16 protein-coding genes are annotated in these 16,331 nt (G+C 36.0%); 8 read left to right on the forward strand and 8 right to left on the reverse strand.

Annotated elements, in window-relative coordinates:
- From secA to ABIQ27_RS06060, 5 genes are all read right to left on the reverse strand, one after another.
- Positions 1-3,070: preprotein translocase subunit SecA (secA, locus tag ABIQ27_RS06040; protein ID WP_348032880.1), on the reverse strand; the 3,070-nt coding region annotated here is incomplete at its 3' end.
- 207 nt (positions 3,071-3,277) lie between these two features.
- Complete coding sequence (locus tag ABIQ27_RS06045; protein ID WP_002986941.1) at positions 3,278-3,499, reverse strand: DUF2795 domain-containing protein; 222 nt, start codon at positions 3,497-3,499, stop codon at positions 3,278-3,280.
- Between the two features lie 158 nt (positions 3,500-3,657).
- A complete protein-coding gene (locus ABIQ27_RS06050) occupies positions 3,658-4,227 on the reverse strand; it encodes a cob(I)yrinic acid a,c-diamide adenosyltransferase (protein WP_348032881.1) in 570 nt (189 codons plus the stop codon).
- Between the two features lie 181 nt (positions 4,228-4,408).
- The gene (locus ABIQ27_RS06055; RefSeq protein WP_348032882.1) at positions 4,409-5,107 is read right to left on the reverse strand and encodes an ABC transporter ATP-binding protein; all 699 of its coding nucleotides are present in this window, start codon (positions 5,105-5,107) and stop codon (positions 4,409-4,411) included.
- 70 nt (positions 5,108-5,177) lie between these two features.
- Positions 5,178-5,309: a hypothetical protein gene (locus ABIQ27_RS06060; protein WP_348032883.1), complete on the reverse strand. Its 132-nt coding sequence runs from the start codon at positions 5,307-5,309 to the stop codon at positions 5,178-5,180.
- 178 nt (positions 5,310-5,487) lie between these two features.
- On the opposite strand from ABIQ27_RS06060, the gene ABIQ27_RS06065 reads away from it, so the two are divergent.
- Entirely contained in the window at positions 5,488-6,159 is a 672-nt protein-coding gene (locus ABIQ27_RS06065; RefSeq protein WP_348032884.1) for a hypothetical protein, read from the forward strand.
- Positions 6,160-6,301: 142 nt separating this feature from the next.
- Positions 6,302-7,675: a T9SS type A sorting domain-containing protein gene (locus ABIQ27_RS06070; RefSeq protein WP_348032885.1), complete on the forward strand. Its 1,374-nt coding sequence runs from the start codon at positions 6,302-6,304 to the stop codon at positions 7,673-7,675.
- On the opposite strand, the gene ABIQ27_RS06075 is transcribed toward ABIQ27_RS06070, so the two are convergent.
- Entirely contained in the window at positions 7,672-8,451 is a 780-nt protein-coding gene (locus tag ABIQ27_RS06075; RefSeq protein WP_348032886.1) for a class I SAM-dependent methyltransferase, read from the reverse strand. The genes ABIQ27_RS06070 and ABIQ27_RS06075 overlap by 4 nt on opposite strands.
- A gap of 83 nt (positions 8,452-8,534) precedes the next feature.
- Complete coding sequence (locus tag ABIQ27_RS06080; RefSeq protein ID WP_348032887.1) at positions 8,535-10,397, reverse strand: ABC-F family ATP-binding cassette domain-containing protein; 1,863 nt, start codon at positions 10,395-10,397, stop codon at positions 8,535-8,537.
- Positions 10,398-10,510: 113 nt separating this feature from the next.
- Here ABIQ27_RS06080 and ABIQ27_RS06085 point away from each other — a divergent pair, with 113 nt between their 5' ends.
- From ABIQ27_RS06085 to ABIQ27_RS06095, 3 genes are all read left to right on the forward strand, one after another.
- Positions 10,511-11,011 carry a hypothetical protein gene (locus ABIQ27_RS06085; protein ID WP_348032888.1) on the forward strand — a complete coding sequence of 167 codons (501 nt, stop codon included), beginning with the start codon at positions 10,511-10,513 and terminating at the stop codon, positions 11,009-11,011.
- Between the two features lie 28 nt (positions 11,012-11,039).
- A complete protein-coding gene (locus ABIQ27_RS06090; RefSeq protein WP_348032889.1) occupies positions 11,040-12,221 on the forward strand; it encodes a glycosyltransferase family 2 protein in 1,182 nt (393 codons plus the stop codon).
- Between the two features lie 96 nt (positions 12,222-12,317).
- On the forward strand, positions 12,318-13,631 hold the full coding sequence (locus ABIQ27_RS06095) for a dihydrolipoamide acetyltransferase family protein (RefSeq protein WP_348032890.1): 1,314 nt from the start codon (positions 12,318-12,320) through the stop codon (positions 13,629-13,631).
- Between the two features lie 14 nt (positions 13,632-13,645).
- On the opposite strand, the gene ABIQ27_RS06100 is transcribed toward ABIQ27_RS06095, so the two are convergent.
- Positions 13,646-14,098, reverse strand: a complete 453-nt coding sequence (locus ABIQ27_RS06100) for a hypothetical protein (RefSeq protein WP_348032891.1) — start codon at positions 14,096-14,098, stop codon at positions 13,646-13,648.
- Between the two features lie 267 nt (positions 14,099-14,365).
- Between ABIQ27_RS06100 and ABIQ27_RS06105 the strand changes: the two genes are divergently transcribed.
- From ABIQ27_RS06105 to ABIQ27_RS06115, 3 genes are all read left to right on the forward strand, one after another.
- On the forward strand, positions 14,366-14,701 hold the full coding sequence (locus ABIQ27_RS06105; RefSeq protein WP_348032892.1) for a helix-turn-helix transcriptional regulator: 336 nt from the start codon (positions 14,366-14,368) through the stop codon (positions 14,699-14,701).
- A 123-nt stretch (positions 14,702-14,824) separates the two neighbouring features.
- Positions 14,825-15,595 carry a 3'-5' exonuclease gene (locus ABIQ27_RS06110; RefSeq protein ID WP_348032893.1) on the forward strand — a complete coding sequence of 257 codons (771 nt, stop codon included), beginning with the start codon at positions 14,825-14,827 and terminating at the stop codon, positions 15,593-15,595.
- 72 nt (positions 15,596-15,667) lie between these two features.
- Positions 15,668-16,279: a fumarylacetoacetate hydrolase family protein gene (locus ABIQ27_RS06115; protein WP_348032894.1), complete on the forward strand. Its 612-nt coding sequence runs from the start codon at positions 15,668-15,670 to the stop codon at positions 16,277-16,279.
- The last annotated feature ends 52 nt before the right edge of the window (positions 16,280-16,331 follow it).

Consider the following 16,331-nt stretch of genomic DNA (forward strand, 5'->3'; position numbering starts at 1 on the left):
TTTGCTGTGGCAAATCGCCTTTGAACAAGAATGAAATCACTTCTTTATTCACACCATCCAACATGCTTCTGAATAAGTTGAACGCTTCCAGTTTATAGATAAGCAATGGATCTTTTTGCTCATGAACCGCCAACTGAACCGATTGTTTCAATTCGTCCATTTTGCGTAAATGTTTTTTCCAGGCTTCATCGACAATCGCAAGTGTGATATTTTTTTCAAAGTCGGCTACCAATTGAGTACCATTTGTATCGTATGCTTTTTTCAAATCGGTTACAACATTCAAAGTCTTGATTCCATCCGAAAACGGAACAATGATTCTTTCAAATGTGTTGCCTTCTTTTTTGTAAACATCTGTAATGATAGGCAATGCTTCACGCGCACTTCTTTCTGTTTTTTCAGTATAATAAGCCATAGCAGCTTTGTATATTTTACCTGTAATTTCCGTTTCAGATAATTTCTCAAAATCACTTTGTGAAATTGGAGAAGTTATAGAGAAGTAACGGATCAATTCAAATTCGAAGTTTTTGAAATCGTTTCTTCCTTTATTTTCATCTACGATTAACTCGCAGGTGTCATACATCATATTGGCGATGTCCAGTTTCAGACGTTCTCCGTGCAATGCGTGACGACGACGTTTGTAAACCACTTCACGTTGCGCATTCATTACATCATCATATTCAAGCAAACGCTTACGTGTACCAAAGTTGTTTTCTTCGACTTTTTTCTGAGCACGCTCGATAGATTTGGTCATCATTGAATGTTGGATAACTTCACCTTCTTTCAATCCCATTCTGTCCATGATTTTGGCTACTCTGTCTGAACCGAATAAACGCATTAGGTTATCTTCCAAAGACACATAGAACTGTGAACTTCCCGGATCACCCTGACGACCTGCACGACCACGCAACTGACGGTCAACACGACGCGAATCGTGACGTTCGGTACCAATAATTGCCAAACCACCTGCAGCTTTTACTTCCGGCGTAAGCTTGATATCGGTTCCACGACCAGCCATATTGGTTGCAATTGTTACAACACCAGGTTTACCGGCTTCTTCAACAATTTGTGCTTCCTGCTTGTGCATTTTTGCATTCAATACATTGTGGTTCACACCACGTATTTTAAGCATTCGGCTTAATAATTCTGAAATCTCTACAGATGTTGTTCCAATCAAAACTGGTCTTCCGGCTTGAGATAATTGGGTTACATCTTCGATAACAGCATTGAATTTTTCACGAACCGAACGGTAAATCAAATCCTCTTTATCATGACGAGACATTCCACGATTCGTTGGAATCTCAACAACATCTAATTTGTAGATTTCCCAAAGTTCGCCTGCTTCAGTTACCGCTGTTCCTGTCATACCAGCCAATTTGCTGTACATACGGAAGTAATTCTGTAATGTAATCGTAGCAAAAGTTTGTGTTGCAGCTTCAATCGTAACTTGTTCTTTGGCTTCAATCGCCTGATGCAATCCGTCAGAATAACGACGGCCATCCATGATACGACCTGTTTGTTCATCGACAATCAAAATCTTGTTGTCCATGATTACGTATTCTACATCTTTTTCAAACAGCGTATATGCTTTTAATAACTGTGTAAGTGTGTGGATTCTTTCCGATTTGATTCCGAAATCCTGGAATAATTTTTCTTTGGCTTCGGCTTCTTTATCTTTTTCAAGGTTTTGTTTCTCGATGTTGGCGATTTCAGTTCCAATATCCGGAAGAACAAAAAATGTATCATCAGTATCCTGAGAAAGGAATTTGATTCCGCTATCTGAAAGTTCCACCTGATTATTTTTCTCTTCGATTACAAAATACATTGCTTCATCAACTTCCGGCATTTTGCGGTTATTGTCGGCCATGTATTCGTTTTCTGTTTTTTGAAGTAATGCTTTTACGCCTTCTTCACTTAAGAATTTGATAAGTGCTTTGTTTTTTGGCAACGCTCTGTACGCTCTCAATAATTGGAAACCGGCGTCTTTCATGTTTCCTTCTTTGAAGAAACGTTTGGCTTCAGTCAGAAATCCATTTGCCAACTGACGTTGTAAATTATAAAGGTTTTCGATTTTAGGTTTCAATTCGTTGAACTCGTGACGATCACCATCTGGAACCGGCCCGGAAATAATCAACGGCGTACGTGCATCATCAATCAATACGGAATCGACCTCATCGACAATCGCATAGTTGTGTTTTCTTTGTACCAAATCTTCCGGCGAATGCGCCATATTATCACGTAAGTAATCAAAACCAAATTCGTTATTCGTACCATACGTAATATCTGCTTCGTATGCTTTTCTACGCGCATCAGAGTTTGGCGAGTGATTGTCAATACAATCAACTGTTATTCCGTGGAATTCAAATAATGGCGCTTTCCAGGTGCTGTCACGTTTTGCTAAATAATCATTCACGGTTACTAAGTGAACACCGTTTCCGGTCAAAGCATTCAAATAGAGTGGAAGTGTGGCCACCAATGTTTTTCCTTCACCCGTTTGCATTTCAGAAATTTTACCTTCGTGCAATACGATTCCACCAATCAACTGAACGTCGTAGTGAATCATATCCCAGGTAATTTCTTTTCCGGCAGCGTTCCATTGGTTTGACCAATTGGTTTGGTCACCAACAAGAGTAATATAAGATTTTGCGGCCGAAAGCTCTCTGTCTTTCTCGGTTGAAGTAACGGTAATTGTAGCATTTTCTTTGAAACGTTTAGCCGTTTCTTTGATTACTGCAAAAGCATCCGGAAGGATTTCCATCAATACTTTTTCTGAAATTTCGTAAGCTTCTTTTTCTAAAGCATCAATAGCATTGTAGATATCTTCTCTTAAATCAATATCAGCAGTGTTTTCCGCTTCTTGCTTTTTGGCTTCGATATCGGCATCCTGTTTAGCACGAGCTTGTTTTATTTTTTCTTTGAATTCAACTGTCTTAGCTCTTAACTCGTCATGAGAAAGTGAGGCTAATAAAGGTTCTAAAGCTTTTATTTTGGTTATGTAAGGTTGTGTAGCTTTGACATCTTTTTGAGATTTGTCGCCTACAAAAGCTTTGATAATGCTATTTATGAAACTCATAATTGGGTTGGTATTTATATTTTAATGTTATCCGTTTTTCAGTTATCGGTTTTGGTCGTTAGTAAAAAAACATTTTAATTATTTTAGCATATTAAAAAATCACTTTTTAACTTTTAAAAACAGAAAACAGACAACCGATTAAGGTCTGCAAATTTAAACAAAAAAAAAGCCCTCAATGGACTTTTCTCTGTTGTGATTTTTTATTTTTTAATATTCATCCTCGTTCCAAAGATAATCTTCGTCGGTTGGATAATCTGGCCAAATTTCTTCCATAGATTCGTAGATTTCACCTTCGTCTTCTATAGATTGTAAATTCTCAACTACTTCAAGAGGCGCACCAGTTCTGATGGCGTAATCTATAAGTTCATCTTTGGTTGCTGGCCAAGGTGCATCACTTAAATACGATGCTAATTCTAATGTCCAATACATCTTCTATCGATTTTAATTTAATGCAAAAATAAATTTATTACTCAAAAAGGCAAGTTTTTTTTGATTTATTTTTAAATATGTTTAAGAACGTCTTTTTTTAGTATTCAGTTTACAGTCGCAGTCGACAGAAACTGGTAACTGAATATTGTGACTGAACACTATTTCCTAGGTATCCATTGCACTTCGTCAGCGTGCAGGTCTTTGGACAACTTCCGTGCCAAGACAAAAAGGTAGTCAGAAAGTCGGTTTAGGTATTTGATTGCGATGTCAGCAACAGGTTCGTTGTGACTTAAATGCACCGCTAAACGCTCGGCTCTACGGCAAACACAGCGCGCAATGTGACAATATGACACAGTGGTGTGGCCGCCTGGTAAAACGAAATGTGTCATTTGTGGTAAAGAATCTTCCATTGCATCGATTTCTTTTTCAAGAAGCTCGATATCGCTTTCAACAATGCCAAGGTTTTGAAGGCGTTTTTCTCCGTTTTTAAGCACTTCTTTTTCAGGTGGAGTTGCAAGTATTGCGCCAACCGTAAACAATCTATCCTGGATTTCGATAAGAATGTCTTTGTAATGCTGCTTCATTTCCTGATCGCGAATTAACCCAATGTAAGAGTTTAGTTCATCAACAGTGCCGTAGCTTTCAATTCGGTCATGGTCTTTTGGGACACGTGTTCCGCCAAAAAGTGCTGTGGTTCCTTTATCGCCGGTTTTGGTATAGACTTTCATTTTTGAATTAGGAATTAGGAATTAGGAATTAGGAATTCATAATTCTATTTGATTTTCAAAGGTAGCAAAAAATCAAATGGATTATTCACTAGCCCCGATTGCAGCGGCATCTCGTCTTTTGGGACGAGATAGAACGGACAGCGGGAATATGGATTGCTGATAAAACCCGAACCATTCGCTCCTATAAATGCCCAGGATTTGGAGTGTCACTTTCTATCATTCCGTCTTTAAGACGAATGACACGGTGAGCATATTTGGCGATATCTTCTTCGTGGGTAACAACGATGACAGTATTTCCGTTTTTATGAATATCATTGAAAAGATTCATGATTTCTACCGAAGTTTTACTGTCGAGATTTCCGGTAGGTTCATCGGCAAGGATGATTGAAGGCTTGTTGACCAAAGCTCTGGCAATTGCAACACGTTGGCGTTGTCCACCCGAAAGTTGGTTGGGCTGATGATCCATTCTGTCGGAAAGATTTACCTGAGTCAGTACTTCTGAGGCGCGTTCGTTTCTTTCAGATTTGGAATAACCGGCATAAATCATTGGTAAAGCCACATTATCAAGCGCAGTTGTTCGTGGCAAAAGATTAAAGGTTTGAAAAACAAAACCAATTTCTTTATTTCTGATTTCGGCTAAATCGTCATCATGCATTTTGCTGACATCATTTCCATTTAATATATAGGTTCCCGATGTTGGCGTGTCCAAACAACCCAAAAGGTTCATTAAAGTAGATTTTCCGGAACCTGATGGTCCCATTAAAGCGACATATTCTCCTTTGTTGATTTGTAGATCGATACCTTTTAAAACGTTTATGGTTTCATTTCCGAGTTGGAAATCACGTTTTAATTTTTTGATGTTGATTAATGGATTTGCCATTTTTTGAATACTGAGTTTTGCGTTGCACTGTTCGACCTAAAGGTCTCGATTGGGTAAAAGTAAGAAAAAATTAGTTGATAACCTGATGTAACCATTGTCCAAATATGTAGCCGAATTTTGCTAATGAAATAGCACCAAGCACAACAATAAACACCAATAAAATCTTGGCAGCTTTTGATTTTGAAAAGTCCTGAGTTTCCATAGTTTAAAATTTTAATTACAGCTATGAGTAGGCACAATCTTTAAATTGTTACAACTATTAATGTTGCAATTCTGTAAAACCTTCGTGAAATGGTGTAACAAAATTAAATTGAAACAAAAGTAATTTTACAACGAACAAATTAACAATAACATAGTAACTAATTAATTTAAACTATATCATGAAAAAAAATGTATTTACAATCGGAATCCTGGCATTTGCAGCCTTAGCTTTCACATCTTGTAAAGATGAGAAGCAGGCTGAAGCCGAAAAATCAGTCAATACTTATGTAACTTATGTTGACTCAGTTGGAAACGTTCCGGCAGATGATGCCAAAGCAAATTGGGAAGCTATTGATGCTGAATATCAAGCTAGAGTTACCGTTGCTGATAATTCTGCCACAGACAATGAAGAGCTAAGAGAAAAATTAGCTGTCAGCAAAGCAAAATATGAAGCTTTAAAAGCAAAATATATGGCTGAAGTTGAAGCAGCACAACCTAAAGTTGTAACTCCAAACCAATTATTGAGAGACAGATTCTTTGGTGAAGGAAAAGTTGGTGAAGACATGAATTTCTCATGGGTAAATAAAGACAATATTTTAAAAGTGTATCAAGACTTCTTAGATTCATACGAGAAAAACAAAGGTGATTTCTCCAGAGAGGATTATGATGAAGTAAAATTGATTTATGAAGCATTGGATGCCAGAAAAAATACGGTTGAAAAAGAAGGATTATCTTCTGAAGACAATAATAAAATTGCCTCAATCAAATTTAGATTTGCACCTATGTTTAAAGTAAACAGAATTGGTGCCAAAGCAAGAGAAAATGATGACGCTAAAGATAAAGCTGAATAAAGAAATAAAAAATAAAGTTGGTTTTTGATGAGAAATGGTGATCAGGGATGGTCACCATTTCTTTTTTTTAATAAGTTTTATACTAAGTTTCTTTTTTCTGCGTTATCTTTATTATAAGATTTTTTAGCTTAAATTACTAAATATGAAAAAAGCAGCTTTGTTTTTATTCTTAATCAACATAACTTTTCAAAGTTATTCCCAATGTTGGAAATCAGTTTCAGCAGGTATTTATACTACAATCACCATAAAACAGGATGGGACACTTTGGGCTTGGGGAGCAAATTTTCATGGGATGGTAGGTGACGGAACTACAATTGACAGAAATGTTCCAACGCAGATCGGGACAGCTACGGACTGGAAAATAGTTTCAACTGGTGCATCACATTCAATCGCTTTGAAAAATGACGGAACTTTATGGGGATGGGGCTATAATTTTTATGGAGAACTTGGTGACGGAACCAATGTAGATAAAATTGTACCCACACAGATAGGAATCGATACTGATTGGAGAGAAATATCTGCCACGTATTGGTCAACTATGGCTATTAAAACTGATGGAACTCTTTGGGGTTGGGGTTCTAATTACCAATATGGACAATTAGGCGATGGAACACTAACAAATAGAAACGTTCCTACTCAAATTGGAACCGCTTTCAATTGGTCTAAAGTCGCTGCCGGTCCAACACATACTGTGGCTTTAAAAACAGACGGGACTATATGGGTATGGGGCTACAATTATTATGGGCAATTCGGGAACGGAAGTAATACCAATTCGCATATACCAATTCAAGTCGGGATTGGAGGGAATTGGCTAAATATACTAGCAGGTGAATACCATACAATTGCTTTGAAAAGTGATGGCTCTATATGGACAACAGGGTTAAATTCAGATGGCAGATTAGGAGATAATACAACAGATCCTAAATATAGTTTGACACAAGTTGGTACAGATAAAGATTGGAGGGTTATCGGCGTTGGGAAATACAATTCTATTGGCATAAAATTGAATGGCACTTTGTGGACATGTGGCGGAAATTATCACGGTCTGTTGGGTGATGGAACTTCACAAGAAAGACATGTTTTTACTCAAATCGGAACTACAACCAATTGGAAATTTGCCGATACAGGAGAATACCATACGGTGGCTTTGAAAACGGATGATTTTTTTTCAACTTGGGGAGATAACTTTTATGGACAATTGGGAAATGGTGAAGGTGCTCCTGGTCTTTTTTCCCTTACTCCAATATCTATCGAATGCAATTCTCTAAATACACAGCTGCCACCAACGGTATCAGCAACAATTTATCCTAACCCAGTCAATTCAGTTTTGTATATTCAATTTTCTGAAATTACAGATATTCAGAAGCTTCGAATAGTTGATATGAACGGAAAAATTATAAAGGAACAAACAGGAAATTTCAACGAAATTAATGTGCAGGATTTAGCAATCGGAAATTATATCATTACGATTAATTCTACTGATAAAGTATTCAATCAAAAATTCTCAAAGAATTAGAACCGAATTACAAAGTGCTCCTTCAACTGTTTTTCTCTAAAGAAAACAATTCCCCATTGAAACGTGTCAATGGTTACTGTAACTTTTGGATGATTATGAATGATTTCCCAAGCTTCTTCCATTTCGGCTGACCAATGAATATCGTCAAAAATCCAAATGCTTTCGTTCGTAATTGTTGGTAAAAGCAATTCAAAATACTCCAATGTTGCTTGTTTGGAATGATTGCCGTCAAAGTAAATTAGCTGATAGCTAACAGCTGACAGCTGATAGCTTTTTAAATATTCTGAAAACTCAACTACAACTGGATTTATATTGTCCAAATTAAAATCTTCAAACTGCTTTTTCGCAACCAAACTTGTTTCTGAACAACCTTCCAGTGTTGTGATTTTTGCTTTTGGATTTCCTAATGATAGGGCAGAAGTCGCCAATCCTAATGAAGTTCCAATTTCTAGGATATTATTTGGTTGGAAATAATTGGTAATTCTGAAAAGTAATTCGGCTCTTTTTGCCGAAATTCCGGCGTTCTTGGCAATTTGATTTATAGCCCGTGTATTGTTTTTGAACACTCGTGAACCGACACCAAAATCGGTGACTTCAATGGTATTTTTATTTGCTAAAAGAGAATTTCTGTAGTTTTTCAGAATCGAATATTCAGCATATTTTTTCTTGTCATAAAAACATTTGGTAACCAAATTAAACACAAACGGAGAATGTACTCCGTGTTCATTTTTGGATTTCCAAAGGAAGTTTAGATATGATTTTATTAAGTGCAGCATTTTTAGTAATTAGTAAATAGTGATTGGTAATTAGCAAAGCATCAAAAAGCTAATCACTAATTACTCATCACTAGTCACTTTTATTATTCCATTTTTGAAGAAAGTTCAAACCAACGCTCTTCTTTTTCTTCCATTTTTTTAATGATGACTTCTAGTTCTTTGGCTTTTGCCGTAATATCAGCATCAGCAACTTTCCCTTCTGAGAATAGGTTTTCGATTTGCTTTTTCTCATATTCCAAATCTTTGATTTCTCTTTCGATTTTGTTGAATTCCTTTTGTTCATTGAAATTCAAACCTGCAGAAGCATTGTTGTTTTGTTTCCAATTGACTTTTTCTGTGCTTACACTTGATAAGTTTTTTGGCTCAGCCGAATCTTCATACGCTCTGAAATCAGAATAATTTCCCGGGAAATCTTCAATTTGCCCTTCGCCTCTGAAAATGAATAAGTGATCCACAATTTTGTCCATAAAGTATCTATCGTGCGAAACAACCAATAAACATCCCGGATAATCCAAAAGGAAACTTTCCAATACGTTCAAAGTTACAATATCCAGGTCATTCGTAGGCTCATCCAGAATTAGGAAGTTTGGATTCTGAATCAAAACCGTACATAAATACAATCGTTTCAATTCGCCACCGCTCAGTTTTTCTACAAAATCATATTGTTTTTTGGCATCAAATAAGAAACGTTCCAATAACTGCGAAGCCGAAATGATTTTTCCTTTCGTCAACGGAATATATTCGCCATATTCTTTAATAATGTCGATTACTTTTTGTCCCGGTTTTGGATTGATACCGCTTTGTGTATAATAACCAACTTTAATCGTATCGCCAATTACGACTTTACCGGCATCCGGAACCATAGTTTTGGTTAGGATATTTAAGAACGTAGATTTTCCTGTTCCGTTTTTACCAATGATTCCAATACGTTCACCACGTTGAAAATCATAAGTAAAGTTCTCAAGGATAACGCGGTCTTTGAATTTTTTATACAATTTATGCAGCTCAATAATCTTGCTGCCCATACGTTCCATATTGATTTCAAGCTCAACAACATTCTCTTTTCGGCGGCTTTCGGCAACAGCCTTTATTTGGTAAAAATCATCCTGACGCGATTTCGATTTGGTTGTTCTCGCTTTTGGCTGACGACGCATCCAGGCTAATTCTTTTGTGAAAAGGTTTTGCGCTTTGTCAATCGTAGAGTTTTCCATCGCAATTCGCTCTTCTTTCTTTTGCAGATAATAAGAGTAATTGCCTTTGTAATTGTATAATTTTCCGTTGTCTAATTCGATGATTTCGTTGCAAACACGCTCCAAAAAGAAACGGTCGTGTGTTACCATAAACAACGTAATATTTTCCTTGGCAAAATAACTTTCAAGCCATTCAATCATCTCCAAATCCAGGTGATTCGTAGGTTCATCCAAAATCAATAAATCAGGACGGTTAATCAAAATGATAGCCAATGACAAACGTTTCTTTTGTCCACCCGAAAGCGATTTTACTTTTAGTTTTAAATCGTCGAGTTTCAGTTTTGATAGAATCTGCTTGAATTGTGTTTCAAAATCCCAGGCATTATGGCTATCCATTTCGTCAAAAGCCAATTGGTATTTTTCTTCATCTTCAGGATTTTCAAGCGCTTTTTCATAACGTTCGATTATGTGCAGGATATCGTTATCGGAAGCGAAAATACTTTCCTCAATAGTCAATTCTTCCTGAAGCTCGTTGCTCTGCGAAAGAAAAGCCATTTTAATTCCTTTTCGAATCACAATCTGACCCGTATCAGGTTCTTCATCACCATTAATCATCTTCATGATTTGGGTTTTTCCCGAACCATTTTTGGCAATAAAAGCGATTTTTTGGTCTTTGTTGATGCCAAAAGAAATGTCTTTGAACAAAGTTCTTTCGCCAAAGGATTTTGATATATTTTCTACTGAAAGGTAATTCACGGGGAACAATTTTTTGCAAAAGTAGGTCATTACAGCCAATGAAGCAATCTTTATATTTTCAGTAATATTAACAGATAAATTATTGCTATTTTTGATTAATCGTAAAACTACAGATGAACTTTAAAACACTCGGTAAATTCAAATTATTAGCCATATTTAATGTTTTGATAATTGCTTGCGTTTTTATCGATTTCTATTTTCCGATTGAACATAAAGAGGCTGAAAAATTTGATTCTTTTGAAACGGATGTTGTCTTGTCACGTCGTATAAATGATAACTCTTTTGGAATAAATAATTATGTTAATTGCATAAATGGCAACAGCTATTTTATTACTAAAATTCCAGAGTTTGAATCTGAGTTTAAAAAAAATGATGATTTCAACCTTGTGAAAACTTATTTTTTCAGTACAACAAAGGCTATCTCCATTAAAAAACTTAATGTGTTATATGTAGAAGATGTGTGTTTTTTGCACTATCCAATAAATAAAATTATCTATTTATTTGCATTTGTAATATCAATACTTAGTCTTTTCTATTCTAATACTAAGTTAGATTTTTTGTTGGCATTCGCTACAGTTTTCACTTTTGCATTATCATTCTTTTACCTTTTTTAAAAGCAAGAATTATAATTATATTTGTCAAATGCAACTATCGGTTATCATCCTTAATTATAATGTGCGCTACTTTTTGGAGCTTTGTGTTTTGAGTGTGCAAAAAGCCATTCAGAATCTGGACGCCGAAATTATTGTCATCGATAATAATTCTTCTGATGATAGCTGCGCGATTATGAAACAGTGTTTCCCAAACATAAAACTTATCGAGAACAAAGAAAACTCAGGTTTTCCAAAAGGGAATAATATTGCGGTTAAAGAAGCCAAAGGCGAATACATTTGTATCTTAAATCCTGATACCGTTGTTGCGGAGGATACTTTTGAGAAAGTGCTGGCTTTCGCCAAAAGCAAATCCGATTTAGGAATTGTAGGCTGCAAACTCATTGACGGAACAGGAAACTTTCTTCCGGAAAGCAAACGTGGAATTCCAACACCAAACGTAGCTTTTACTAAGATTTTCGGATTGTATAAACTCTTTCCGAAATCATCTTTGTTTAATAAATATTATGCCCAGCATTTAGATGAAAACCAAACCGGGAAAGTCGATATTCTTGTTGGTGCTTTTATGGTAATGAAACGCGAATTATATAATCAGTTAGAAGGTTTTGACGAAAACTGTTTTATGTATGCTGACGATATTGATTTGTCGTACAGGGCTTTGTTGTTGCAAAAACAGAATTATTATTTCCATGAAACAACTGTTATTCACTACAAAGGTGAAAGCACAGTGAAAGACGGAACGTATATGAAACGTTTTCAGGAAGCGATGAATTTCTTTTATAAAAAGCATTTCAAAGTTTCGGTTTTCTTTTCTATGTTTATGAAAATGGGAATTGTCTTTTTTTCATTTGTTAAAATGTTTCAGGGAAAACCCAAAGCAAAAGTTTCACCAAGTTGCTTCGTCTTAGTTTCTGATAATGAAACTACAAGAGAAAAATTAGAAGCCAAACTTCAAAAAAATACCGAAAGAACGATTTTAGAAAACGGAAAAATAGTATTTTCGCAAACGTTTTCGGAGAAGAAAAATACGGAGGTAATTTTGGATACAAATTATCTGAGTTTTGCCGACGCGATATCTTTTTTCGAAACAAACAAAAACAAGTCGTTTACTTTTAAACTGTTACCAATGCAAAGCAATTTTATTATTGGAAGCAACAGCAGTAACGATAGAGGCGAAATAGTAGTGTTCAGTCACAGTTTACAGTCGCAGTGAATTTTAGAATAAAAAAAACATTCGTGCATTCGTGGCTAACCCAAAGATTTAGTACTTTTGCAACGAAATTGAAAAACACAATTTTAGTTTACATATATGGCAAAGTTTGAATTGAAATTACCTAAAATGGGTGAAAGCGTTGCGGAAGCAACCATTACAAATTGGTTAAAAAACGTAGGCGAAAAAATTGATGCCGATGAAGCTGTTCTGGAAATCGCTACCGATAAGGTTGATAGCGAAGTGCCAAGTGAAGTTTCAGGAACTTTAACCGAAATTTTATTTCAGGTAAACGATGTGGTAAAAGTGGGGCAAACCATTGCTATTATTGAAACTGAAGGCGGAAATGCTGCACCAGCACACGTTGCAGAAACTGCACCAGCACCAGTTGCGGAAGTTGCCAAAACCGTTAATCCCGAAGCTTCGGGAGCTCAGGCTTCAGTTGCACCAGCCGACTTCAAATCTTCAGATAAATTCTATTCGCCTTTAGTAAAAAACATTGCCACTGCAGAAGGAATTTCTCTAGCTGAATTGGAATCCATTGCCGGTTCTGGAAAAGATGGCAGAGTAACCAAAGAAGATATTTTAAAATACATAGCCAACAGGCAAGAGCCAAAAGCCACAAGTCAGGAAGTAAAAGTTTCACAACCCGCAACTAACAACCAACAACCATCAACACAAGCTGTAACAGTTTCGGTAAATGGCGGTGACGAGATTATTGAAATGGACAGAATGCGTAAGTTGATTTCAGGTTATATGGTCGCTTCGTTGCAAACTTCAGCACACGTTCAGTCTTTTATCGAAGTTGATGTAACTAACATTGTAAAATGGAGAGATAAAGTTAAAGCAGCTTTCGAGAAACGCGAAGGTGAAAAACTAACTTTCACTCCAATCATGATGGAAGCCGTTGCGAAAGCATTGAAAGATTTCCCTGGAATGAACATTTCTGTTGATGGCGATTATATCATCAAACGTAAAAATATAAATCTTGGAATGGCAGCAGCCTTACCAAATGGAAACTTAATTGTTCCTGTAATTAAAAATGCGGATCAATTGAATTTAGTCGGAATGGCAAAAGCCGTAAACGATTTAGGAAACCGTGCAAAAGCAGGAAAACTAAAACCGGACGATACACAGGGCGGAACATATACTGTAACAAATGTTGGAACTTTTGGTTCTGTATTTGGAACACCAATTATCAACCAGCCACAAGTTGGAATCTTAGCTTTAGGAGCAATTAGAAAAGTGCCTGCTGTTATCGAAACTCCGGAAGGCGATTTTATCGGAATCCGTCAAAAGATGTTCTTATCGCACTCATACGACCACAGAGTTGTAGATGGCGCATTAGGAGGAAGCTTTGTAAAACGAGTAGCTGATTATCTTGAAGCATTTGATGTAAACAGAGAATATTAATATAAAAACCCTGACTACTCGTCAGGGTTTTTTATTATATCACCATCGACAATCAGCGTCGACTTATCGGCAAATCGGTATTCTCCTTTTTTAAAGATTTCCTCATTAGCCAGAAGCACTTCATAAGTATAGACACCTTTTGGCAATTCATAGAAATATTCTTTGCCGCCTTTTTGAATCACCAGTTCTTTTCTGATTTCGTCGCCGTCTTCGGTTTGGCGTGTGATGATAAAGGTGATTTTGCCTGCGAGCTTGTTTTTGATGCAGACGCTTTCCACAATTGTGGCATTTACATCTTTAGGTTTGGACGATTTGAAAATTGAAATTAACCCTCCAAACAGGAGTTCGCCGCCTCTGATGAGGTTAACAGTGTCAGATTGTGAGAATGTCAACATCGGACACAACAACAATAACATCACTACAGATTTGAATTTCGCATTAGCTTTACTTTTTGAGATTGGTTTCATGATAAAAAAGTTTTGAGATTAAGTAAAGCTTTCCATAGAAGATATTTGTTTTAGAATTAAAGTGTAAAGTTGCAACTCATGATTAAAAAATCCTAAAGGAGAACTTTTAAAATCCATAATGAATCTTTTAAACTTCAAAAGTAAAATGTTAAATAAAAAAATAATAACACAACTAATCACACAATAAACTTTTAAATATCACGTTATTACTATAAGTGTTTCTGATGTTGACACGAATAACTCTAACCAATTTTTAAATACTAACCAATGACAACCGGAACCAAAATCCGCCAATTCAGAGAGAAGAAAAGATTGTCTCAGGAAGAATTGGCTCACCTTGTAGGCGTTAGTCAAGTCACTATCGGAAACTGGGAGCAGGGAAAAAGTATCAGGCACGAGTTTATCAGAAAATTGGCAAGTGCACTTGATGTTTCCACCGATTTTTTATTGGAAGATTTGCAAAATGCAAGTTTACAGGCAAATCCAAATAGAGAAAATTTCGAAAACAATTTCGAAATCACAATCAAAGCACCCAATCATTTGTTTGACGATCTTAACAAAAAAATGGATTTTATTATCAATAGATTTGGTGATACAAAATAGTTTTGTTGGTATCCTATTGCAATTCAGTTAGTTTTTTAAAATAGGTAATTTTTAAAGTAAAAAATTAAAATAATCGACCAACGGTAGCTTCAAAATTTTATATTTGTCGACTAACTTTTTAAAATGGAATTAAAACTCACGCGTCCTATTTGTTTTTTTGATTTGGAAACCACAGGTATTGAAGTTGCCAAAGACAGGATTGTGGAAATCTCCATATTTAAAGTATTTCCCAACGGAAACAAAGAAAGCAAAACCTGGTTAGTGAATCCCACAATTCCAATTCCACCACAGTCGACAGCCGTTCATGGCATTACCAATGAAAAAGTAGCCAACGAACCAACATTCAAAGAACTGGCTTCTCAGGTACATACGATGATTAAAGATTCAGATTTGGCAGGATTTAATTCAGACCGATTTGATATTCCGCTTTTGGCAGAAGAATTATTGCGTGCTGAAGTCGACTTTGATATGAAAAACAGGGTTTCGGTTGATGTGCAGACTATTTTCCACAAAAAGGAAGAAAGAACATTGAGCGCTGCTTACAAATTTTATTGCAATCAAAGTCTGGAAAACGCACATAGCGCTGAAGCCGATACGATGGCAACTTATGAAATTCTGAAAGCACAATTAGACAGATACGAAGATTTAGAAAATGATATGAAAACGCTTTCTGAATTTACTACCAGAAAAAAATCAGTAGATTTTGCAGGTTTTATTGCATTGAATGCTGAAGGGCAGGAGATTTTTACTTTCGGAAAACACAAAGGCGTATTGGTTGATGAGGTTTTGGATAAAGAACCAGGTTATTTTGGCTGGATACAAAACGCGGAATTTCCATTATATACCAAGAAAGTTTTGACCGCCATCAAATTAAGAAAGTTGAACACCAAATAGTGATTAGTAATTAGTGAATAGTAATAAGTCTTTTGCTAATCACTAATTACTAATCACTAATTACTTTAGAAAATGAAGATTATCTGCATCGGAAGAAATTATGTAAATCACATTGCCGAACTCAATAATGAGCGTCCGGACGAACCAGTGATTTTTATGAAACCCGACACTGCTGTTTTGCCAAAGAAAACTCCTTTTACCATTCCGGAGTTCAGTAATGACGTGCATCACGAAGTGGAAATTCTGGTAAAAATCTCAAAAGTCGGAAAATATATAGATACCAAGTTTGCTCATAAATATTATGATGAAATAGGTTTGGGTATTGATTTTACTGCCAGAGATGTTCAGAACAAACTGAAAGAGAAAGGATTACCGTGGGAAAAAGCAAAAGCTTTTGACGGTTCAGCGATAATAGGTGACTTTCAACCGAAAAATAATTTTATTTCAACAGAAAATATTACTTTTGAGTTGCAAAAAAACGGAATAACCGTTCAAACCGGTAATACAAGTCATATGTTGTGGAAAATTGACGAAATAATTTCACACATTTCGCAGTTCTTTACACTCAAAAAAGGCGACATAATTTTCACAGGCACACCCGAAGGCGTAGCCAAAGTGACACCAAACGATATCCTTGAAGGATTTATAGAAAACAAAAAAGTACTAAGATTACATATTAAATAATGGCAATAAATTACAACCTCTCAAAAGTTTACGCTCTTTCAGACAATGACCC

This window comes from Flavobacterium sp., from assembly GCF_039916025.1.
Classification (GTDB): domain Bacteria; phylum Bacteroidota; class Bacteroidia; order Flavobacteriales; family Flavobacteriaceae; genus Flavobacterium.

What these genes read in the sequence shown, in the direction of transcription:
- ABIQ27_RS06045 (WP_002986941.1), bottom strand. Translation starts at nt 3,499, where the DNA reads ATGTATTGGACATTAGAATTAGCATCGTATTTAAGTGATGCACCTTGG.
- ABIQ27_RS06050 (WP_348032881.1), bottom strand. Translation starts at nt 4,227, where the DNA reads ATGAAAGTCTATACCAAAACCGGCGATAAAGGAACCACAGCACTTTTT.
- ABIQ27_RS06055 (WP_348032882.1), bottom strand. Translation starts at nt 5,107, where the DNA reads ATGGCAAATCCATTAATCAACATCAAAAAATTAAAACGTGATTTCCAA.
- ABIQ27_RS06060 (WP_348032883.1), bottom strand. Translation starts at nt 5,309, where the DNA reads ATGGAAACTCAGGACTTTTCAAAATCAAAAGCTGCCAAGATTTTATTG.
- ABIQ27_RS06065 (WP_348032884.1), top strand. Translation starts at nt 5,488, where the DNA reads ATGAAAAAAAATGTATTTACAATCGGAATCCTGGCATTTGCAGCCTTA.
- ABIQ27_RS06070 (WP_348032885.1), top strand. Translation starts at nt 6,302, where the DNA reads ATGAAAAAAGCAGCTTTGTTTTTATTCTTAATCAACATAACTTTTCAA.
- ABIQ27_RS06075 (WP_348032886.1), bottom strand. Translation starts at nt 8,451, where the DNA reads ATGCTGCACTTAATAAAATCATATCTAAACTTCCTTTGGAAATCCAAA.
- ABIQ27_RS06085 (WP_348032888.1), top strand. Translation starts at nt 10,511, where the DNA reads ATGAACTTTAAAACACTCGGTAAATTCAAATTATTAGCCATATTTAAT.
- ABIQ27_RS06090 (WP_348032889.1), top strand. Translation starts at nt 11,040, where the DNA reads ATGCAACTATCGGTTATCATCCTTAATTATAATGTGCGCTACTTTTTG.
- ABIQ27_RS06095 (WP_348032890.1), top strand. Translation starts at nt 12,318, where the DNA reads ATGGCAAAGTTTGAATTGAAATTACCTAAAATGGGTGAAAGCGTTGCG.
- ABIQ27_RS06100 (WP_348032891.1), bottom strand. Translation starts at nt 14,098, where the DNA reads ATGAAACCAATCTCAAAAAGTAAAGCTAATGCGAAATTCAAATCTGTA.
- ABIQ27_RS06105 (WP_348032892.1), top strand. Translation starts at nt 14,366, where the DNA reads ATGACAACCGGAACCAAAATCCGCCAATTCAGAGAGAAGAAAAGATTG.
- ABIQ27_RS06110 (WP_348032893.1), top strand. Translation starts at nt 14,825, where the DNA reads ATGGAATTAAAACTCACGCGTCCTATTTGTTTTTTTGATTTGGAAACC.
- ABIQ27_RS06115 (WP_348032894.1), top strand. Translation starts at nt 15,668, where the DNA reads ATGAAGATTATCTGCATCGGAAGAAATTATGTAAATCACATTGCCGAA.